Annotated in this window: 15 protein-coding genes, 1 tRNA gene and 4 pseudogenes; 9 read left to right on the plus strand and 11 right to left on the minus strand. The window is 70.2% G+C overall.

Annotated features, from left to right (window positions below):
- The first annotated feature begins 1 nt into the window (after position 1).
- From Sfulv_RS11235 to Sfulv_RS11255, 5 genes are all read left to right on the plus strand, one after another.
- Positions 2-1,360 (plus strand): APC family permease, encoded by a 1,359-nt coding sequence (locus tag Sfulv_RS11235; protein ID WP_256668872.1) that lies wholly within the window; start codon positions 2-4, stop codon positions 1,358-1,360.
- A gap of 137 nt (positions 1,361-1,497) precedes the next feature.
- The gene (locus tag Sfulv_RS11240; RefSeq protein WP_173313558.1) at positions 1,498-1,902 is read left to right on the plus strand and encodes a hypothetical protein; all 405 of its coding nucleotides are present in this window, start codon (positions 1,498-1,500) and stop codon (positions 1,900-1,902) included.
- Positions 1,899-2,696, plus strand: coding sequence for a helix-turn-helix domain-containing protein (locus Sfulv_RS11245; RefSeq protein ID WP_173313559.1), 798 nt, complete (start codon positions 1,899-1,901; stop codon positions 2,694-2,696). Before Sfulv_RS11240 ends, Sfulv_RS11245 begins: the two co-directional genes overlap by 4 nt.
- 38 nt (positions 2,697-2,734) lie before the next feature.
- Positions 2,735-3,205: a roadblock/LC7 domain-containing protein gene (locus Sfulv_RS11250; protein ID WP_173313560.1), complete on the plus strand. Its 471-nt coding sequence runs from the start codon at positions 2,735-2,737 to the stop codon at positions 3,203-3,205.
- Positions 3,206-3,287: 82 nt separating this feature from the next.
- The gene (locus Sfulv_RS11255) at positions 3,288-3,662 is read left to right on the plus strand and encodes a roadblock/LC7 domain-containing protein (protein WP_173313561.1); all 375 of its coding nucleotides are present in this window, start codon (positions 3,288-3,290) and stop codon (positions 3,660-3,662) included.
- A gap of 56 nt (positions 3,663-3,718) precedes the next feature.
- On the opposite strand, the gene Sfulv_RS11260 is transcribed toward Sfulv_RS11255, so the two are convergent.
- From Sfulv_RS11260 to Sfulv_RS11280, 5 genes and pseudogenes are all read right to left on the minus strand, one after another.
- Positions 3,719-4,534 (minus strand): MurR/RpiR family transcriptional regulator, encoded by an 816-nt coding sequence (locus Sfulv_RS11260; protein WP_173317760.1) that lies wholly within the window; start codon positions 4,532-4,534, stop codon positions 3,719-3,721.
- Between the two features lie 779 nt (positions 4,535-5,313).
- Positions 5,314-6,066, minus strand: a complete 753-nt coding sequence (locus Sfulv_RS11265) for a hypothetical protein (protein WP_256668873.1) — start codon at positions 6,064-6,066, stop codon at positions 5,314-5,316.
- Positions 6,063-6,521, minus strand: a complete 459-nt coding sequence (locus Sfulv_RS11270; protein ID WP_218900343.1) for a hypothetical protein — start codon at positions 6,519-6,521, stop codon at positions 6,063-6,065. The genes Sfulv_RS11265 and Sfulv_RS11270 overlap by 4 nt, the downstream gene beginning before the upstream one ends.
- A gap of 10 nt (positions 6,522-6,531) precedes the next feature.
- Positions 6,532-8,768, minus strand: a pseudogene (locus Sfulv_RS11275) (glycoside hydrolase domain-containing protein).
- 783 nt (positions 8,769-9,551) lie between these two features.
- Positions 9,552-9,860, minus strand: a pseudogene (locus tag Sfulv_RS11280) (hypothetical protein); the annotation flags it as partial.
- A gap of 273 nt (positions 9,861-10,133) precedes the next feature.
- On the opposite strand from Sfulv_RS11280, the pseudogene Sfulv_RS11285 reads away from it, so the two are divergent.
- Positions 10,134-10,522: pseudogene (locus Sfulv_RS11285) on the plus strand (hypothetical protein).
- Between the two features lie 258 nt (positions 10,523-10,780).
- Here the strand turns inward: Sfulv_RS11285 and Sfulv_RS11290 are convergent.
- Complete coding sequence (locus Sfulv_RS11290; RefSeq protein WP_173313562.1) at positions 10,781-12,184, minus strand: cystathionine beta-synthase; 1,404 nt, start codon at positions 12,182-12,184, stop codon at positions 10,781-10,783.
- Positions 12,185-12,338: 154 nt separating this feature from the next.
- Here Sfulv_RS11290 and Sfulv_RS11295 point away from each other — a divergent pair, with 154 nt between their 5' ends.
- The 3 genes and pseudogenes from Sfulv_RS11295 (at position 12,339) to Sfulv_RS11305 (ending at position 15,988) form a co-directional block, all read left to right on the plus strand.
- Positions 12,339-13,514, plus strand: a complete 1,176-nt coding sequence (locus Sfulv_RS11295) for an SGNH/GDSL hydrolase family protein (RefSeq protein ID WP_256669245.1) — start codon at positions 12,339-12,341, stop codon at positions 13,512-13,514.
- 123 nt (positions 13,515-13,637) lie between these two features.
- Positions 13,638-14,857: pseudogene (locus tag Sfulv_RS11300) on the plus strand (acetyl-CoA C-acetyltransferase).
- A 255-nt stretch (positions 14,858-15,112) separates the two neighbouring features.
- On the plus strand, positions 15,113-15,988 hold the full coding sequence (locus Sfulv_RS11305) for a hypothetical protein (RefSeq protein WP_246353088.1): 876 nt from the start codon (positions 15,113-15,115) through the stop codon (positions 15,986-15,988).
- Positions 15,989-16,005: 17 nt separating this feature from the next.
- On the opposite strand, the gene Sfulv_RS11310 is transcribed toward Sfulv_RS11305, so the two are convergent.
- The 5 genes from Sfulv_RS11310 to Sfulv_RS11330 form a co-directional block, all read right to left on the minus strand.
- Positions 16,006-16,323 carry a hypothetical protein gene (locus Sfulv_RS11310; protein WP_173313563.1) on the minus strand — a complete coding sequence of 106 codons (318 nt, stop codon included), beginning with the start codon at positions 16,321-16,323 and terminating at the stop codon, positions 16,006-16,008.
- A gap of 130 nt (positions 16,324-16,453) precedes the next feature.
- Positions 16,454-17,341, minus strand: a complete 888-nt coding sequence (locus Sfulv_RS11315; protein ID WP_173313564.1) for a Bax inhibitor-1/YccA family protein — start codon at positions 17,339-17,341, stop codon at positions 16,454-16,456.
- Between the two features lie 217 nt (positions 17,342-17,558).
- A tRNA-Leu gene (locus Sfulv_RS11320) sits at positions 17,559-17,643 on the minus strand.
- Between the two features lie 561 nt (positions 17,644-18,204).
- Entirely contained in the window at positions 18,205-19,101 is an 897-nt protein-coding gene (locus tag Sfulv_RS11325; RefSeq protein WP_173313565.1) for an ATP-binding cassette domain-containing protein, read from the minus strand.
- Positions 19,101-20,045 (minus strand): ABC transporter ATP-binding protein, encoded by a 945-nt coding sequence (locus Sfulv_RS11330; protein ID WP_173313566.1) that lies wholly within the window; start codon positions 20,043-20,045, stop codon positions 19,101-19,103. The genes Sfulv_RS11325 and Sfulv_RS11330 overlap by 1 nt, the downstream gene beginning before the upstream one ends.

A 20,045-nucleotide genomic window follows, 5' to 3' on the forward strand; every position in this document is an offset into this window, starting at 1 on the left:
CGTGACCACATCACGCCCGTCCGAGACACCCGCTCCGGCGGAAGCACCCGCGCTCAGGCGGGCCATCGGCCCCAGGCTGCTGATCCTCTTCGTGATCGGCGACATCCTGGGCACCGGCATCTACGCCACCACGGGCAAGGTCGCGGGGAAGGTGGGCGGGGCCCTCTGGCTGCCGTTCCTGATCGGCTTCGTCGTCGCGATCCTGACGGCCGCCTCGTACGTGGAGCTCGTCGGCAAGTACCCCAAGGCGGCCGGGGCCGCGCTCTACACCCAGAAGGCGTTCAAGGTCCCGTTCCTGACCTTCGTGATCGCCTTCATGGTGATGTGTTCCGGCCTCTCCTCCGCGAGCGCGGCGGCCCGCGCGTTCAGCGGCGACTACCTGGGCGAGTTCACCACCGCCCTCCCGCCGACGCTGGTCGCCATCCTCTTCATCCTGATCCTCGCGGCGGTCAACCTGCGCGGTGTCGCGGAGTCGGTGAAGGCCAACGTCGTGCTGACGATCGTCGAGGTCACGGGTCTGCTGGTGGTCCTGTCCATCGGCGCGTACGCCGTGCTGACGGGTGACGGGCAGCCCTCCCGGCTGACCGACTTCGAGGCGGGCGGCACCGGCTTCGCGCTCTTCACCGGCGTGCTCGGCGCGACCGCGCTCGGCTTCTTCGCCTTCGTCGGCTTCGAGGACTCGGTGAACATGGCGGAGGAGACCCGGGACCCGGCGCGCACCTTCCCGCGCGCCATCTTCATCGGCGTCGCCGTGACGGGCACGGTCTACGTGCTGGTGGCGCTGGCCTCCTCCCTGCTGGTCGACCACCGCACCCTGGCGGGGTCCAGCGGGCCGCTCCTCGAAGTGGTGAAGGCGGGCGGCGTCGACTTCCCGCCAAAACTCTTCGCCCTGATCGCCCTGTTCGCGGTCACCAACTCCGCCCTGATCAACATCATGATGGCCTCGCGGCTCTGCTACGGCCTGGCCAACGAACGCATCCTCCCGCCCGTCATGGGCCGGGTGCTCGCCGGCCGCCGGACCCCGTGGGCCGGCATCGTCTTCGTCTCCGTACTCGCGGTCGGCCTCGTCACCACCGGCGAGATCGAGGGTCTCGGCGACACGACGGCCTTCCTCCTGCTGTGTGTCTTCGCCGTGGTCAACATCGCCGTCCTCGTGCTGCGCAGGGACCCGGTGGACCATCCCCACTTCCGTACGCCGACGGCCCTGCCCGTGCTCGGTGCGATCACGGCCCTGATCCTGGCCGGCCCGCTCGCCGACCGGGACGCGGACGTCTACATCAGGGCCGGGGTGCTCCTGCTGATCGGCATCGGCCTGTGGGCGGTGAACAAGATGGTGATGAGCGCGCGCGAGAAGCGCTGAGCCGGGCGGGGCGCCGGTGCAGCGCTCTCCCGGCCGTCCGCATGTACCACGGGAAATTGCCAGAACTCCTTCCGGACGCGGGCACGTTGCGTAACCTCTGGGTCACAGCCGTACGCGACGTCGGGAGGGGAGTCCGCGTGCCCGGAATCGACGAGTGCCTGCTCGAAGTCATGAGGTTGCCCGGTGCCCGGGGCGCCGCCGTCGTCGACTGGACGAGCGGTCTCGCCCTCGGCACCACGGGCGAATCGCCCAACGGCGACCACGAGGCCACCGCCGCCGAGACGGCGGAGGTGGCGCGGATGGCGGCCGAGCAGCCCGCCTTCGCGCTCCCGCCGCCCGGCGGGGCCGGCGGGCCGAGACCCGGCCCGCCGGTCGAAGACGTCATCATCACGACGCACACCGGCTACCACGTACTCCGCTTCGTCGAGACGGCCTTCGACAGCAGTGTCTTCCTGTACCTGTGGCTGGACCGGGCGGAAGGCAACCTCGCCCTCGCCCGCCTGCGGCTCGGCGAGATGGCGGAGCGGCTGGTCCTGGCATGAGACCGCTCACCGCCGGCCCCGACGAGGACGCGCGGCACACCACACCCTCCCCCATGCTCCAGCGCCTGGCGGCCGAGCGCGCCACCGGCGCCCTGCTGAGGGACCGGGGCACCCTCTACCTCGCGGACGGCCAGGTGGTGCACGCCGAGAGCCCCGCCACCCCCGGCATAGACATCCTGCTGACCACCGGCGGGGCCCTGCGCCACGAGGGCTGGTGGGACGCGGTGGCCCAGGCGGGCGCCGGGCAGCGGGTGGCCCGCTATCTGGTGGACAGCGGGCATGTGCCCGGCGGCGCACTGGAGTTGTGCCATCTGGGCGCCCTGTACGACGCGGCGTTCTTCGCCCTCGCCCCGACCAGGACCCCGGCCCGCTTCCGCTACGGCGTCTCGCACTGGATCGGCCCGGTCCGGCCCGTCGCCGTCGACGCCGTGCAGCGCGAGACGCTCAGACGCCGTGAACTCCTGGACCGGATATGGCCCGACGCGCTGACCGACACCGCGCCGGTGACCCGTACGGCGTATCCCCTGGACGCGCCCGTCCCGCCCCGCCAGCTCCGGGTCCTGGAGCTGGCCGACGGCGTGCGGACGGCCTCGGACATCGCCCGGGAGCTGGGCCGTTCGGCGTTCCACCTCCTGGTCGACCTGCGGCGGCTCGCGGCCGCCGGGCTGGTCGAAGCGGTCGGGCGGGAAGCGGCACCGGGTGCCGCGGCGCACGGCCTGGCCGCCCTGCCGGAGACGGCCGACCCGGACGTCGCCCTGCTGCGCCGGCTCCGAGACGCATTGGAGGCCCTGTGATACGCGCGCTCAGACAGCGTGCCGGGAGGAGAGAACTGATGGTGCCCGAGCCCGAGGTACGGGACGTCCTGAGTGAACTCCAGCGATTACGGGCCCGCGTCCCCCTGCTCTCCGGCGCGCTGGCGGCCAGCACGGACGGCCTGGTCGTGGCACACGACACGCCGGGAGTGGAGGCGGAGGGCGTGGCCGCCCTGACCGCCGCCGCACTCGGCGTGGCCATCCGGATGACCGAAGCGACCGGCCGGGGAGGCTTCCGCGAACTCCTGGTGCGCGGCGACACCGGTTACATCGCCACCTACGCGGCGGGCAGGTCGGCCGTCCTGACCCTGCTGGCCGAGGACCGCATCAACGTCGGGCGGCTCCATCTGGAGGGCCGCCGCGCCGGCACCCGTATCGGCGAACTCATCGACGGGGCCCTGACCCGTGCCGACCGGCCCGCCCGCGCGGTGAGCGGCCCGCAGCCCCCCGCCGCGCACCACGGCCCCCTGCCGCACCGGCCCACCACCTAGCGCCCCTGCCCCCACCGGGACAGACCCCGCACAGAAACGGCTCCGGTCACCCCGACCGGACAGGGAAAGGAAACGAGCACCCATGGCGAACACCGAAGCGGCACTGAAGGAAGCGATGTCGTCCATCGAGGGCACCACGGGCGTCGCCCTCGTCGACTACACCAGCGGCATGGCCCTGGGCACGCTCGGCGGTGGCAAGGACTTCAACCTGGAGGTCGCGGCCGCGGGCAACACCGACGTCGTACGCGCCAAGCTCCGCACCATGGAACACCTCGGCATCCAGGACGAGATAGAGGACATCCTGATCACGCTGGGCACCCAGTACCACCTGATCCGGCTGCTCAAGACCCGTGGCGGCAACGGCCTCTTCCTCTACCTGGTCCTGGACTCCGCCCGCGCCAACCTGGCGATGGCCCGCCACCAGCTGAAGCGGATCGAGGCCGAGCTGGAGGTCTGACCGCTGCCCGGAGGCGCCGCGCGGCAGCGGGCGCGGCGCTCCCGGCCGCGCCGCGGCTACTCGACGAACAGACCACGGGCGGCGGCCCGCGCGTCGAACTCCTCCAGCCGGGCCTGCGCGTCCGGGAGCGCGTCGCACATGGCCTCCAGCAGCACCCGCCCCAGCAGCATCGGCGCGCACGCCGTGTCGAAGGCGAGGCCGGTTCCGACAGCCCCCGGGATCAGTACGTCGCTGTGCTTGGCCACCGGCGCGAACGCCGAGTCGGCGACGGTCACCACGGTCAGCCCCTGTTCCTGGGCGTAGGCGAGTCCGTCCAGCACCTCCCTGGGGTGGCGGGGCAGCGCGAAGCACATCAGCGCCGTGGCCCCCGCCCGCCGTACGGCGTCGATCCGGTCGAGCAGCGCGCTGCCGCCTTCGTCGAGCACCCGGACGTCCGGGTGCACCTTGGCCGCGAAGTAACCGAAGCCGCGCGCCTGCGAGGACGCGGCCCGCAGTCCCAGCACGGGCAGCGGCCGCGAACCGGCCAGCAGCCGCCCCGCCCGCTCCACCGGCCCGGGGTCGGCGAGCAGCTCGGTCAGATGCTGGAGGTTCTCGATCTCGGCCCTGACGGCCTGCTGGTACTCGTTGTACGCGTCCTCGGTGCCCACGGCCGTCCCGGCGGGGGCCACCTCCCGCAGATGCCTGCGCAGCGCGGGGTAGCCGTCGAACCCGAGTGCCACGGCGAACCGGGTGACGGAGGGCTGGCTGACCCCCGCGAGCTCGGCCAGTTCCACACTGGACAGGAACGGCGCGTCCCCGGCCCTGCGCACCATGGAATGGGCGATCCGGCGCTGGGTGGGCGTGAGCCGATGCCCCTCGAAGAGCCGCTGCAACCGTGCGGCCGGGCCGCTCCCGCTCATCCTGACCCTCCAGTGATCCGTCGCGCCAGGTCCGGCGCCGACGAATCCATTCAGCCAGCCGGCGGCCTGCATGTCCATATACAGCCGGGGAAACAGGGGGGCCAGCCCCACTGACCCATGAGAACGATCGCTGGAAATGACGGTGTCCAGGCCAACATGACAGTGCACGTGATAGCGATAGCCACCTAGGTGATAGTGACTTGAGTCACTTCTGGGGGTGGGGTGGGTGTTGCCTCGACGATTGGCGCTGGTCACAGCCCCGCAGGCGGGTGAGGCGTTCGGTTCGTGGGTGGACAGACGTTCGAGCGCTGGCGCAGCACCATCCGCTGCCGGTATCTCCACCTCGCAAGGGCACCATGCCCTTCCGGGTCGTGTTGCGGCAGCGGGTCCAGGGCTGTTCCCGCGTAGCGGGCGAGCGTCATGTTCCGCACCTGCTCTCCCGTCAGCCCGGTGGTGCGGCCCACCACGTATTTCACCCGGATCAAGCTGCCCTCAGCTTCACCACCCTGCTCCGACGGGGCCAGCGGCGAAGGTCTCCCACCTCCGCTCGAATCAGCAGCGCCTCACGGCGCAGACTCTGCATCCGTCAGTTGCACCCGCTTGATGCACGCACGATCTACCAGATCACGCCTCGATACGCGCCCTAGAAGGCGGTGAGGTCCATTCGGACACCCTGACGCCCGGGATGGCCCGGCTCGCTTGTCCGAATAAGCCCTCTTCCACCGGAGCCCCGGACCGCGCGGAGAGCGGCGTCAGGAATCGTTGCGCTGGCGGCGGGCGAGGGCGTCGGCGGCCGAGCGGCGACGCTTGTCGTGGACGTCCACGAGGGTACCGGCGCCCTCTCCAGCGCGGAGGCGTTCGGCGACGGCTGTCAGGCGGGTGTTGTCGGGGCCGACGGCGAGGTAGAAGAGTGCCTCGTCGACGGCGCGGTCGTCGCCGCCCCAGCGGACCACGCCGTCGAGTTCGGCGAGGATGTCGCGGAGAACCGCGAGTTCGAGAGGGAAGTAGCCGCCCTTGGTGCCGGGCGGGCAGTGGCCGGGGCGGATGCGGACGGCGGTGCCGGAGGCCAGGTTGCGGGCCGGCCCCCGGAGCCCGTCCGGAGCGGACCAGCCGACGACCTCGCCGGGCTGGAGCTCGGCGAGCTCGTAATGGAAGCGTCGGACGAGGTGGACCAGGACGGTTTCAGGTGCGCCGAGCCGGACCCGGAGGTCCGTCACAGGGGTACCCGGCACGGGCCGGTTGGCAATGGATCCGCCCTGGTCGGTGGCCGTCTCCATATCCCAGCCGTTGGCCGAGCGGGTCCCGGCAAGAAGGCGCTCGTTACGGGCCTCGGCCCGTGCGACGCCTTCGCGGACGGCCTTGGGGAAGGTGTAGTCCTGCGGCCCGGCGGCGTATGCCGGGGAGGCCAACGCCTGCGAGTGCGGAAGCGCCACTGCGGTGGCGACGGCGGTGGCACGCAGCAGGAAGCCTCTGCGGGACAGCGGGGAGGCGGGGGTGGCGCTCACGTGTTCCTCTTCTCGGGATGCTCGGGGGTGGTGGTGCGGCGGTGTTCGGCGACGGCGATCAGGGCGAGCGTCACCGCGATCACTGCACAGCCCGTCATCACGGGCGCAAGAAAGTCAGGGACGGCCGCCGCGTACGAACCACCCGACGTGAGGCGGCAGTTGAGGGCTGGCGGCAGGTAGGACACGCTGTAGCCGCTCACCTGCCCGTACAGCGCAGGGTTCGCGTCCTGGCATGCCTGGGCGGTGCCGCTCTCGTCGAGGAAGAGCGACACCAGGCCCCAGGCGTAGGCGACTGCGGCGAGGGCTCCGGCGAGCGCGGCGCCGCCGCGTGCCACGGCCCCGCGGCCGCCCCTGCCTATCGCCGGGAAGCCGTATCCGACGAGACCGAAGGCGATCACGGCGGCGACGACGACGCCGATCAGCAGGGGCACGGCGGCGGGATACTGGGAGGTCATGGTGAACACCTCAGCCGACGGCAAGCTGTCGGACAAGGTTGTTGTACTTCTCGAAGATGTGGTAAAGCCCCATCCGCTTGGCCGCGTCGGTCTCGGCCTGGTCGCCCCAGCCCTGGTAGCGGCGGATGATCTCGAAGATCTCGCCCTCGGTGTAAGCCAGGCTCATGGGGCGCAGGGTGGTCTCGCCGGCCGGCGGGTTCTTGCCGCCCGGCTTGCCTGCGACGCCCCACAGGTGGATCAGCGGCACGGTCCGCATGGTGAAGGCGTTGTCCTTGTTGACCTTCTGCCACATCCGCCAGAGGTCGGCGTCCTTGGTCGGGTCGGTGCGGGTGCCGGTGACGAAGCCCTTGTCGATGCAGTGGTTCCAGGCGCGTATACCGACCTCGCCACTGATCTGTCCGATGCCGGTCGACGAGTCCTTGACGATGCCGATGCCGTTGAGGTGGTACGAGGCGACCTGGTGGTCCACACCCTGGTCGATCAGGTCGTAGTGCCGCATCTCCCAGTACGCGGAGGTCTGGATCAGCGCCTTGCGCATACTGTACGAACGGGACAGCTGGGTGGTCTGTGCGTCGTGCGACATGATCGTCTCGAAGCACTGGATGTGGGTGAAGAGGCGGGCGTCGGCGCCGGTGCCGCCGTCGTCCTCGTAGCCGATGCTGCGCATGTAGCGGCTCAGGTCTTCGGCCAGCGCGTTGAGGAAGGAGCCGTCAAAGGCGACGTCGGCGCGCGGTGGCCGGGGCGCGTTGAAGGCGCCCTGGCCGGTGTCGCGGCCGGAGGCGATGTTGACGTCGATCTCGATGGCGCCGGTGCCGGAGCCGAAGGTGCGAGTGACGATCTGGTCGTACGCCCAGTCGGCGGGCAGCGGGTAGCCGAAGTTCCCGGAGAAGCCGGAGGACATGTCGGAGACGAACGAGGCGGTGGAGTGCCCGGCCTCGCCGACCCGGGTACAGACGTTGCGCGGCCCGTACACGCCGATCCCGAACCGTCCGCCGTCGGCGGCCAGTGCGTCCACGATGCCCTTGAAGTGCGACAGGACGTTCGACGTCACCTCGTGGTCGAGCGCGTCGAAGTCGACGGCGAAGAAGATCCGTGTCCCGGGTTTGAAGCCGTGGTCGAGGGCGGCGTTGGCCGCGGCCTGTCCGGCGGCCCGTCCGGCGGGGTAGTTGAAGCCGTCGGCGTCCCGGCCGTATGTCTGGTAGATGGGGAAGCAGCGCAGGCCGTTCGAGGCGATGGTGGCCAGCTCACCGGGCTGGATGGCCTTCTCGGGGAGAGATGTGGCGCTGGGGTTGGTGAGGTAACGGCCGATGTACTTCACGCCGGCCGCTTTGAGGGTGGCCGCGCGGGCGTCAGTGATCTTGGTGACGCCGTCACATGCCTCGCCGTTGCGACTCTGGTCACCGTACGAGACGAGGAGGGAGGCCCAGGTCGAGAAGTCACCCTTACCGGTGACGGGGAGCTTCGCGAAGGACTGGAAGCCATTGACGGCGGTAGAAACCGCGCTGGTGAAGTTACCGAAGACGACCGACCGCTGATTGAGGATCATCGCGCCGGTGAAGAGCCGTGCCCAGTTGCCGGAGCTGCCGACCGACAGGGTGTGCGACTTCAGGCCCGACTGGGTACGGGGCCGAAGACACCGTTCGCGACTCCGTCCGCCATTCCGATCTCGTACTGAACACCGAAGAGCATCGACTTGGCGACATCGCGCGAGTGGTGGCCGTCACAGGGGATGACATAGAAGTCCTTGCGCAGCACGTACTGGCCGTTGAGCCATTGCTGCACCGAACGGACCGCACTTGAGCCGCCGTTCACGGTGACGTACGCGTCCATGTTGAACAGGCCCTTGAGGACCTTCGGCCACAGCGCACTTCCCGGATAGACCACGCTCAACCCCATGTTGGCGTTGAGCTGGGTGACGGACTGCTGGACGCGGGCGTTGTATGTGCCGTCGATGGCGCTGCCGTCGTACCCCTTGCAGTACAGGGCGGACTGGAGGATCCGGCAGAAGTCCGCGGACGGGACGTTGGACGCGTCTATCTTGCCGTACTTCTCGGCGATGGCCGCCAGTGTGGTGGGGCCGAAACTGTTTGACAGACTGGTGATGCCCAGCTCGTACTGGAGCGCGCGGGTCAGGGCGTACATGGTGTTCCAGCTGGTCTGACCGTTCTCCTCGACGGTCATGCCGATGCGGCTGCTGTACGTGCGGTTGATGAAGACCTGGGCTTGACGCACCATCTCGTCGGCCATGGGGTGCCCTCTCGACAGGGGGAGGCGGGGCCGCGTCCGGGGTCGGGCGGCACTTGGTGGGTGGAGCGGAGCTTGATGGGTGGGGTCCCATCCGGACATGAGAATCGAGATATCTCAGGCGCCCGGGCGTCCGTATGCCGAGCTCGTAACGCAAAACTCGAGTGAACGCGAACATGGCGGCCCGCCCAGCGTTTCCGCCCTCAACGCGCCAGAAAGCGGTAGCGCGGGAGCCGTAGCCTTGCGCTGAGCAGCAGGCGGCCTCGCGCGCAATGCGAGCTGCACACGAGGCCGCCGGTCAGCGAGAATCACCGAAGGGATCCGCGACGACAGCTAACCCTGCACTGACGGCGGTTCTGAGTGCGTTGAACATGACGCTTCCCTCAGGTTGGAGCAAATGAAGGCGACCGCACGGACCTCTCCCCCCAGGTCCGGAGCGCAGCCGGTAAGCGCTCTCCGCAGTCGTCGGAAATCTACGGGGAGCACCCGTTCCCAAGTAAGGGTCCAGACCGGCCAGCACAGCGCAATGGCGGGATTTTGATGCTGTGCGCTTACAGGGAGGGCGAGTACAGCGCCGCAATGAAGGTATATATCGATCAATTTGGTTCACCACGACACACGGAACCTTGATGTGTGCCGTCGGCCACAACGCCTCCACACTTCGCTCATTTCGTGGAGGGACATCAGAGCAAGAGTCATGACCGTTCGCTAAATACACCCGCCTGTCGGCTAGTTGGGACAGACGACCGCTATTGAACTTGAATTCGTGATGTCACTCCGATCGTGTCAGCCGCCTATGAGGTGCGGTCGGTACTGGGGCTTCTTAAGGCTGCGCTTCACTGCGGTGGCGAGGTTGACGATGGTCCGTTTCACCGGGGCCCAGATGCTTTCCTGCGGGTTAAGAAGCCGTTGTCCTATCGATCTTGAGTGCGGTGTGATCGAAAGTGGGTGCAGGGGCGGGTGAACCTGGTCGTGACCGCGAGGGGAAGTGGAAACAACCAACCAGTCCTGGTTCGCGGCGATGAAGTCCTTCATCTGCGGCATGAGATGGGTACGCAGGTTGTCCCAGACCAGAACGATGGGTCCTTTGAGCTGCGCGGCGTGCGACAAACCACCCGGTTTCCCACGCGTCCTGCCGGTGGAGATGTCCCGCGGAGGAAAGCCCGTCTCGCCACCCGCCCGGATCAGCCGGGAACACGATCGACACCCGCAGGCCCGCCACCATGGGCACTGTCATCTTGAGTGGTTCGAAATCGACCTAGTACGGCACTGATCGAACTGACAGTGGCGAGGTCAGCCGCCTTGTCAACTGTCGCGTTCGTCGACGGTTCTCAACCCGGGTGCGCCGCGCTTCGTACGGTACGGAGCATGGAAACCCGCGACCCTGAGCTCAGGAAGGAACTCGACGCCACCCTCCAGGCCCGCGCCGAACTGGGGCCGGAGTACGAGTCCGCCCTCATCGACTCGTTCCTGGAGAAGGTGGAGCAACGTCTGGACGGCACGCTCGACCGGCGGGTGCGCCGCCATCTCGCCGAGCGGCACACGGCCGTGGTCCGTGAGGACCGGGCACCGCACCGCTGGGTGCCTTCGGCGAGCGCTTCGGTTTCGGCGCGCTCTCGCTGGTGCTGGCCGTCCCGCTCTCCGCCATCGGCGTCGCGAACGCCGGGCTCGGCGGACTCGTGGTGGCCTGGGTGGGGATCGTCGGTGTCAACGCGGTGCACGCGGCACATGGACGAGCCGCTGACGGGGAGAGGTAGTCGCGGGGACCGCCGCACCCCGGTTGCCCGGGGGGCGGGACGACGACGGTCCCCGCGAGGGACGCGGTCCGGGTCAGGGCCGGGTGCCGCGTCCTGGCGACGGTGGAGGTCCGGGAGCCGCTCCGTACTCCGTGTCGCCGTCTCGGGTGCCGGCGGGTTCCCCTGCCGACACCCACCAATCTGCCCGACGCGTGTTAAGCGGGTGCTGCGCGTACGTGACGCGCTCGTACCGATTACACGAAGCCAGGACAGCCGGTGTTACGCCTTCGCACCCGCGTCCCTGGCGAGGAACGCCAGCAGGTCCTGCCTGCTCACGACGCCCTTGGGCTTGCCCTCCACCAGCACGATCGCCGCGTCCGCGCCGTCCGCGCCGCTGAGCGCGGCCATCAGGTCCTCGACCGGTTCGCCGGAGCCGACCTGCGGCAGCGGGGCCGACATGTGCTTCTCCAGCGAGTCGGTGAGCTGGGCGCGCTGGGTGAACAGGGCGTCCAGGAGCTGACGCTCGACGACGGAACCGATGACCTCGGCGGCCATCACGTCCGGGTGGCCGGCGCCCGGCTTGACGATCGGCATCTGGGAGACGCCGTACTCGCGGAGCACCTCGATCGCCTCGCCGACCGTCTCCTCCGGGTGCATGTGGACCAGGTGCGGCAGCGGGCCTTCCTTGAAGTCCAGGACGGCGCCGACGCGGGCGGAGGGGCCGGTGTTCTCCAGGAAGCCGTAGTCCGCCATCCACTCGTCGTTGAAGATCTTGCTCAGGTAGCCGCGCCCGCTGTCGGGCAGCAGGACGACGACCACGTCGTCCGGTCCCAGCCGCGCCGCGACCTCCAGGGCCGCGACGACCGCCATGCCGCAGGAACCGCCGACGAGCAGCCCCTCCTCCTTGGCGAGGCGGCGGGTCATCCGGAAGGAGTCCTTGTCGGACACCGCGACGATCTCATCCGTGACGGTGCGGTCGTAGGCGGTGGGCCAGAAGTCCTCACCGACGCCCTCGACCAGGTACGGCCGTCCGGAGCCGCCCGAGTAGACCGAGCCCTCCGGGTCCGCGCCGATGACCTTCACCGCGCCGTCGCTGGCCTCCTTGAGGTAGCGGCCGGTACCGGTGATGGTGCCGCCGGTGCCGACGCCCGTCACGAAGTGGGTGATGCGGCCGTCCGTCTGCTTCCAGAGCTCCGGCCCGGTGGTCTCGTAGTGGGAGCGCGGGTTGTTCGGGTTGGAGTACTGGTCGGGCTTCCACGCCCCCGGCGTCTCACGGACCAGCCGGTCGGACACGTTGTAGTACGAGTCCGGGTGCTCGGGGTCGACCGCCGTCGGGCAGACGACGACCTCGGCACCGTAGGCGCGCATCACATTGATCTTGTCCGTGGACACCTTGTCCGGGCAGACGAAGACGCATTTGTAGCCCTTCTGCTGGGCGACGATGGCGAGGCCGACACCCGTGTTGCCACTGGTCGGCTCGACGATCGTGCCGCCGGGTCCGAGCTCGCCGCTCTGCTCCGCCGCCTCGATCATGCGCAGGGCGATCCGGTCCTTGACCGACCCGCCCGGGTTGAAGTACTCGACCTTGGCCAGGACCGTCGCCTGGATGCCTGCCGTCACACTGCGCAGCCTCACCAGCGGGGTGTTGCCGACCAGACTGATCATCGAATCGTGGAATTGCACCGTGTACTCCGGGATCTCCGAGATGGTCCGGCCAGAGTATGCGTACGGGCACGAGATTGGGCGAAACGATTGGGTGCCACCACCCACGGGGCAGGTAGTTGTCAGCACGGCGTACGGCGAAGAGGAGGTGGACCCGACTGTGTCGAGGGCGAGGGTGGCACGGCGGATCGCGGCGGGCGCCGCTTACGGCGGCGGCGGCATCGGGCTGATCGGAGCCGCGACGGTCGGTGTGGTGCTGGCCGAGGTCCAGCTCGCGAAACGGCAGGTGGGCGGGGGTACGGCACCCGTGCCACCGAGCGCGGACGGGCGGTACGGGGTGGCGTTCACCGGCCCCGCCGCACCACTGCGGCTCGTCATGCTGGGCGATTCGACGGCGGCGGGCCAGGGGGTGCGCAGAGCCGGGCAGACGCCGGGGGCCCTGCTCGCCTCGGGGCTGGCGGCCGTCTCCGAACGGCCGGTGGATCTGCGGAACGTCGCGTTGCCCGGGGCCAGGTCCGACGATCTGGAGCGCCAGGTCTCGCTGCTGCTGGCGGACCCGGCGCGGGTCCCGGACGTCTGCGTGATCATGATCGGGGCGAACGACGTGACGCACCGGCTGCCCGCCACCCAGTCGGTGCGGTGCCTGACCACCGCCGTGCGCAGGCTGCGGACGGCGGGTGCCGAGGTGATCGTCGGTACCTGCCCGGACCTGGGGACGATCGAGCCGGTCTACCAGCCGCTGCGCTGGCTGGCCCGGCGGGTGAGCCGGCAGCTGGCGGCGGCGCAGACCATCGGCGCCGTGGAGCAGGGCGGGCGCACGGTGTCACTGGGCGATCTGCTGGGGCCCGAGTTCGCGGCGAACCCGCGCGAACTGTTCGGCCCGGACAACTACCACCCGTCCGCGGAGGGGTACGCGACGGCGGCGATGGCGATGCTGCCGACCGTCTGCGCGGCGCTCGGCCTGTGGCCGGAGTCGGACCGGCTGGACGAGGGACGGCGCGAGGGGCTGCTGCCGGTGGCCAAGGCGGCCTCCAGGGCGGCACGGGAGGCCGGTACGGAGGTCACGGGCGCCCGGGCTCCCTGGGCCCTGCTCAGGCACCGCAGGCGGCGGCGTCTGCCCGCGGCCACGGAACCGGCCGCGCACCCCGCCTCGCACCCGCCGCCGCACCCCGCCGCGCGCCTGGAGGCACAGGCCGCCACGGCTCCCGACCCCGCTGCGGACCGGCAGCCGGGCACCGGTCGGGCCACCGGCCAGGACACCGGTCAGAACACCCCCCGGGACCTCGGCCGGGAGACCGGACACGACCCGGGTGCGGGTCCGGCGTACCGGGAGGTGCGGCGGGGCGACTGAGCGGTTGCTTAGAAAAGAGGCCCGCATCACACGGCCTGCTGGGTGACCTCAGCGATACGGCCGGGTAACTTCCAAGTCAGCCAAGCCTGCCAGTCCGCCTTCCAGCCCTCATGGAGCCGCGTGATGCCCGAAGCCGTGATCGTCTCTGCTGCCCGTTCACCGATCGGCCGGGCCTTCAAGGGGTCCCTCAAGGACCTGCGCGCGGACGACCTGACCGCCACCGTCATCCGCGCCGCGCTGGCCAGGGTCCCCGAGCTGGACCCCAGGGACATCGACGACCTGATGCTCGGCTGCGGCCTCCCCGGCGGCGAGCAGGGCAACAACCTGGGCCGCGTCGTCGCCGTACAGATGGGCATGGACCACCTTCCCGGCTGTACGGTCACCCGCTACTGCTCCTCCTCGCTCCAGACCAGCCGTATGGCTCTGCACGCCATCAAGGCCGGCGAGGGCGACGTGTTCATCTCGGCCGGTGTCGAGATGGTGTCCCGCTTCGTGAAGGGCAACTCCGACAGCCTCCCGGACACGCACAACCCGTTCTTCGCCGAGGCCGAGGCCCGTACCGCCGAGCGGGCCGGGCAGGAGGGTGCGCACTGGCACGACCCGCGCGAGGACGGTGCCGTCCCGGACGCCTACATCTCGATGGGGCAGACCGCGGAGAACCTGGCCAGGCTCAAGGGCGTCACCCGCCAGGAGATGGACGAGTTCGGCGTACGGTCCCAGAACCTCGCGGAAGCGGCCATCGGGAACGGCTTCTGGGAGCGTGAGATCACCCCGGTGACGACGCCGGACGGCACCGTCGTCTCGCAGGACGACGGCCCGCGCGCGGGCGTCACGCTGGAGGGTGTGCAGGGGCTGAAGCCGGTCTTCCGCCCGGACGGCCTGGTCACCGCCGCCAACTGCTGCCCGCTCAACGACGGCGCCGCCGCACTGGTGATCATGTCCGACACCAAGGCGCGTGAGCTCGGCCTGACCCCGCTGGCCCGGATCGTCTCGACGGGCGTCTCCGGCCTCTCCCCGAGATCATGGGTTACGGGCCGGTCGAGGCCAGCAGGCAGGCGCTCAAGCGCGCCGGGCTCAGCGTCGGCGACATCGACCTCGCCGAGATCAACGAGGCGTTCGCCGCCCAGGTCATCCCCTCCTACCGCGACCTCGGCCTGCCGCTGGACAAGGTCAACGTCAACGGTGGCGCCATCGCCGTAGGCCACCCGTTCGGTATGACCGGCGCCCGGATCACCGGCACGCTGATCAACAGCCTGCAGTTCCACGACAAGCAGTTCGGCCTGGAGACCATGTGCGTGGGCGGCGGCCAGGGCATGGCCATGGTCATCGAGCGCCTCAGCTGAGGCCCCGCCCTTCCCTCGGAACGGCCTCCGCGAACCGGGCCGAGCCCCGACCGTGACCGAATCTCCCCCAGGATGTGATCTGCGTCCCGGGGGAGAGTCGTTTTCGCAGGTCACGCTGGTTTCGGGGTGAAACGCCGGGCCAAAAGACCTGTCCAATTCGTGACGTAATGCACTGACAGCGGGCACACGCACAGGCCAAGCTGATGTAGGAAGTCGGGGGGATCGATTGAAACCGGGAGTATGTCAGTGAGCGCCATGTCATTTGCCCTGTTGCTGACCACCGCCGCTGCCACGGCTGTCGGCGCCGCTGCCCTGCACGCCGCTCACGGGCTGCGCGAGCAGGTCGCGGCCCTGCGTGCGGAGCTGGCCGCGAGCCGGTTCGACGCGCCCTCCGTGCCGCCGCAGAGCCGCAGCACAGCCACCCCCGCCGCGGAGATACGCGCGGCCGTCACCGAGGCGCTCGCCGAGGAGCGGGAGCGCGAGCTCGCCGAGGCGCGTGCCTTCTGGGCCGCGCAGGAGGCCCGCGACGCCGCCGACGCCCCGTCCCTGCTGGGAGGGCTGGCCGGCCTCGGCGACGACGCCCCGTTCTTCCTCCCCCGCCAGGCCGACTTCGCCGGTCTTGAGGCGATGGACCTCGAAGCGACCGAGGCCCTGGAGGAACTGGTCGAGCTGACGGAGTTCAGCGAGCGGGCCAGGGCCGAGCGCGAGCTCGTCGAGATCACCGATCTGCCGGAGGTCTCCGAGTATCCGGAGGACTCCCCCGAGCTGGCCGCGGCCCGCCGCCGCCACCCCTCGCACCCCGACTTCGTCCCCGTGCAGACACCCGTGGTCACCGACCACGAGCGCACGGTGAGCCGCCTGGAAGAGCTCGCCGACACGGCGATCGAACTGACGGACGTGCGCCCCGGCCCGCTGGGCACCCTCGACGTCTACGTCTTCGCGGACGGCACCACGCTCTGCATGACCCCGGGCCACCGCGAGACGGCCGAACGCCTCGCCGACTCGCTGCGCGCCGGTGAGACCCCGTTCCTGCTGGGCGGTTCCGGAGTCTCCGGCGCCTACGCGCTGACCTTCTCCTGCGGCCAGGACAACGTCTACATCCTGGCCGACCGGGTCATCGCCTCGTTCTAGTACGCCCGGCGCGGGCCTTACGCGAACGCCCGCGCCGCCGCCTCGTCGACATACCGCACGGCCTCGTCCAGCTCTCCGGGCGGGGCCGTTACCAGTGCCACCGCCAGATCGCGTCCGGCCACGGCGAGCTGGTCGCCGACGCTGAAGACCCCGGCGTCCGGCATGACGTGCGGCTCCTGGCCCGGCCGCTCGATCCGCTGGGCCCGGACGGCGAGCTCCCTGGCCGCGGCCAGCGCCTCGGCGGCGGCGCCGCGCTGGAGCCGGCTCTGCGGGGCGGAGCGCAGACGGTCGGCGAACCGGTCCACGGCGATGATCAGCGGAGTGGTATCGAGCACGCCGCGACCCTACGCGCCCCGCACCGATGGCTGCCAGCGGACGGGCGCGGCCCGGTCAGGCGCACACACGACGCAACGGCCCGCAGGCGGTGAGCCTGCGGGCCGTTGCGTCGTGCGGGTCCACTGCGGTCTAGTCGTCGCCGCTCAGGATCGAGAGCACGCGCAGCATCTCCAGGTAGATCCAGACCAGGGTCATGGTGAGGCCGAACGCGGCCAGCCAGGACTCCTCGCGCGGAGCACCGAAGGCGATGCCGTCCTCGACCTGCTTGAAGTCCAGGGCGAGGAAGCAGGCACCGAGGACGATCCCGATGACACCGAACAGGATACCGAGGCCGCCACTGCGCAGGCCCAGGCCGTCGCCGCCGCCGACGACGGCGACCAGCAGGTTGACCACCATCAGGAGCATGAAGCCCATGGCGGCGGCCATCACGAAGCCGTAGAAGCGGCGCGTGACCCGGATCCAGCGCATCTTGTACGCGACGAGCACACCGGCGAAGACACACATGGTGCCCAGCACCGCCTGCGCGACCACACCGGGACTGATGTAGGTGCTGACCGCGCTGGAGATGACCCCGAGGAACACGCCCTCGAAGGCCGCGTACGTGATGATCAGCGCCGGGACCGGCTTGCGCTTGAAGGACTGGACGAGCGACAGGACGAACGCCACCAGGGCGGCGCCGATCGCGATGCCGTACGACTTGCCGATGTTGGCCTCGTCGACGGGCAGCAGGAACCAGGCGAGCACGGCGCCGAGCACCACGGTGCCCAGCGTCATCGCCGTACGCGTGACGACGTCGTCGATCGTCATCGCGCCGGAGCGCGCGGGCGCCTGCGGGGCGCCGTACTGGGTGTCCTGCTGGGCGTAGGGGTTCGTGGCGTACGGGTTGGCGGCGGTGCCCGCTGCGTACGGGTCGGTACCCGTCGCGGGGGCCCCGGCCTGCGGTGCCGCGTTGAAGCCCGCGGTGCCGTTGTCGCGGCTGAACCCCCGTCGCGAGAAGACCGGGTTGCTGCTCCTCATTTCACTCCTCCATGGCCACACTGCGTGGCCTTGCCACAAGAGTAATGGGTGGGCAAAAGAATCTCTCTAGTGCTCGGGGAGGATCTTCGGTCCGCATACGCACCCATACCCGGGGATCTTCCGTACACACAGAGTGAGGGGCGGTTCGCCGCCCGGCTCAAGGACCCGGGAAGGGCCCGTACGGACGCGGGGTGCGGGGCGCGCGGCGCCCAGAGAGTGGTGCCCGGAACCGGACTCGAACCGGCACGCCCCGAGGGGCAGCGAGGTTTAAGCTCGCCGTGTCTGCATTCCACCATCCGGGCATGGCGCGCGGCTCCGCATTGGCACATGACCCTATCCGGCGGCGTCCCACGAACAGCCGAACAGTGGCGCGATGTTGTCTTATTTTATTGACTGTTTGAGGGTCCGTCAGCACATGGCCGAGCCCTCACCACATGCCCGGTCCGGACCGCGGCCCGATGCCTCGCCGCAGGGGAATGACGGAAACTCGCCGCACTCGGACAGCCCAGCGCGCCAGGGCCGCGCCACGGTTCGCCATGGCCCCGCCACCTCACCTCCCGGCGGTGCTGCCGACGCGCCGGGAAACCGGCCGGCTCCCCGGCGCGCAGAGGCTTTCCCGCACCGCCCCGCGAGGCGGAGCGCCGCGCTCCTCCCCGGCGCCGGACGGAGGGGCATACCGTCCGCCCGGGCCACCGGCGGAGCCGGCCGGGGAAGAGTGCGAGGGAGTGCAGAAACGTTTGAGCAAGGGGTCCGACCCGCTGTTCCGGCACCGTTCCGTCACGCAGCGTGAGGTACCGGGTCCCTGGGCGTGAAGCATCCGGCATCCGCGCCGGATCAGGCGGGGCGGGGCGGACGCCACGGGGTCAGGCGCGAGTCCTTCCGCAGGCGGGGAGTGCGGCGCAGGCGACGAAGTGGCCGGGCTCGGTCTCGTACAGGTCGTCGCCCGGCGAGGCGCCCCCCTCGTGGTAGGCGCAGGCGTCGAGGGGGACGGCGGCGGTCCACGGCTGGTTCAGCCGGGGCACGGCGGCCAGGAGCGTACGGGTGTAGGGGTGCAGGGGGTTGCCGAAGACCTTCTGGGTGTCACCCCGCTCCACGACCCGGCCGTTGCGCAGGACCACCGTCTTCTCGGCGAGGTAGGTGCCGAGCGACAGGTCGTGGGTGATGTAGAGGACGCCGAGCCCGCGCTCCTTCAGACCCGCCAGCAGGTTGAGGACGTCGATGCGGGTGGAGGCGTCGAGCATGCTGGTGATCTCGTCGGCGACCAGGAAGCGCAGATCGAGCAGGAGCGCGCGGGCGATGAGCAGCCGTTGGAGCTGGCCGCCGCTGAGCTGGTGCGGGTAGCGCCCGAGCACCTGGCCAGGGTCCAGCCGTACGTCCCGTACGGCCTTCTCGACCCGGTCGGCCCACTCCCTGTCGCCTACGCCCGGGTGGTAGGCGCGGCGGATCAGGGCGAAGACGCGGTCGGCCTTGAAGACGGGGTTGTAGCAGCTGAAGGGGTCCTGGAAGACGCCCTGGACCCGGCGGTAGAAGTCCTTGCCCGGCCTGACCCGCTCCCCGTCCAGGGTGAGGCTGCCCGCGCTGACCTCGGTGAGGCCGAGGACCATGCGGCCGATGGTGGACTTGCCGCTGCCGCTCTCCCCGATGAGGGAGACGAGCTCGCCGGGTGCCGCCGCGAACGACACCCGGTCGACGGCGGTGACCGAGCCGCCGCCGAAGGCACCGGCCCGGAAGGTCTTGGTGACACGGTCGAGGGTCAGCATCAGGCCGCCTTCCAGCATGCGACGGTGTGGCGGGGGGCGATCTCGACGACCGGCGGCTCCTCGGCACACTGGCGGTCGGCGAGGGGGCAGCGGTCGCGGAAGCGGCAGCCGGCCGGCGGGTCCAGCAGGGAGGGCGGCGAGCCCGCTATGCCGCTGAGCGGCTTGTCGGCGTAGCGCGCGCCGACCTGGGGCAGCGAACCGATCAGCATCTTGGTGTACGGGTGGCGGGGAGCGGTGGTGAGGATCTTCGTCGGGGCCTTCTCCGCGAGCTTGCCCGCGTACATCACCATGATCGAGTCGGCGATGTGCGAGGTGAGGCCGATGTCGTGGGTCACGAAGATCATGCTGGTGACCAGGCCCTTGTCGCGGAGCCCGGTGAGCGCGCCGACGACGGCCTGCTGGTTGGAGACGTCCAGCGCGGAGGTGACCTCGTCGGCGATGAGGACCGAGGGGTCCAGCAGGGTGGAGATCACCATGACGGCCCGCTGCTTCATGCCGCCCGAGAGCTCGATCGGATAGCGGTCCAGGACGCCGGGCTCCAGTCCCACCAGGGCGAGACGGCGGTGCAGTTCGTCCGTGTCCACGCTCACGCCGCGCGAGGCGAGCAGTTCGCGGACCATGCGGCCGATGCGGCGGGTGGGGTTGAGGGCGCTCATCGAGTACTGCGGGACGAGCGAGATCTTGTGGAAGCGGTAGGCGTTCATGGCGCGGTCGTCGGAGAGCGGCAGTTCCTCGCCGTCCAGGGTGACGGTGCCGCCCGCGTGCCGCATCCGGCCGTCGAGCCGGATCAGGGCCTTGCCGAGGGTGGTCTTGCCGCAGCCGGACTCGCCCGCCAGGCCGAGGATCTCCCCGTCGGCCAGGTCGAAGCCGACGCCGTCCAGGGCCCGGACCTCGCCACGCAGTGTGCGGTAGTGGACCCGCAGGTCGTTGACGGTCAGGGTCAT

Origin of the sequence: Streptomyces fulvorobeus, from assembly GCF_013167895.1 — a bacterium.
GTDB lineage: Bacteria > Actinomycetota > Actinomycetes > Streptomycetales > Streptomycetaceae > Streptomyces > Streptomyces fulvorobeus.

Coding starts and splice junctions, on each gene's coding strand:
- Sfulv_RS11245 (WP_173313559.1), top strand. CDS start 1,899: ATGAGACCGCTCACCGCCGGCCCCGACGAGGACGCGCGGCACACCACA.
- Sfulv_RS11250 (WP_173313560.1), top strand. CDS start 2,735: ATGGTGCCCGAGCCCGAGGTACGGGACGTCCTGAGTGAACTCCAGCGA.
- Sfulv_RS11255 (WP_173313561.1), top strand. CDS start 3,288: ATGGCGAACACCGAAGCGGCACTGAAGGAAGCGATGTCGTCCATCGAG.
- Sfulv_RS11270 (WP_218900343.1), bottom strand. CDS start 6,521: ATGACCTCCCAGTATCCCGCCGCCGTGCCCCTGCTGATCGGCGTCGTC.
- Sfulv_RS11305 (WP_246353088.1), top strand. CDS start 15,113: ATGTCATTTGCCCTGTTGCTGACCACCGCCGCTGCCACGGCTGTCGGC.
- Sfulv_RS11315 (WP_173313564.1), bottom strand. CDS start 17,341: ATGAGGAGCAGCAACCCGGTCTTCTCGCGACGGGGGTTCAGCCGCGAC.
- Sfulv_RS11325 (WP_173313565.1), bottom strand. CDS start 19,101: ATGCTGACCCTCGACCGTGTCACCAAGACCTTCCGGGCCGGTGCCTTC.
- Sfulv_RS11330 (WP_173313566.1), bottom strand. CDS start 20,045: ATGACCCTGACCGTCAACGACCTGCGGGTCCACTACCGCACACTGCGT.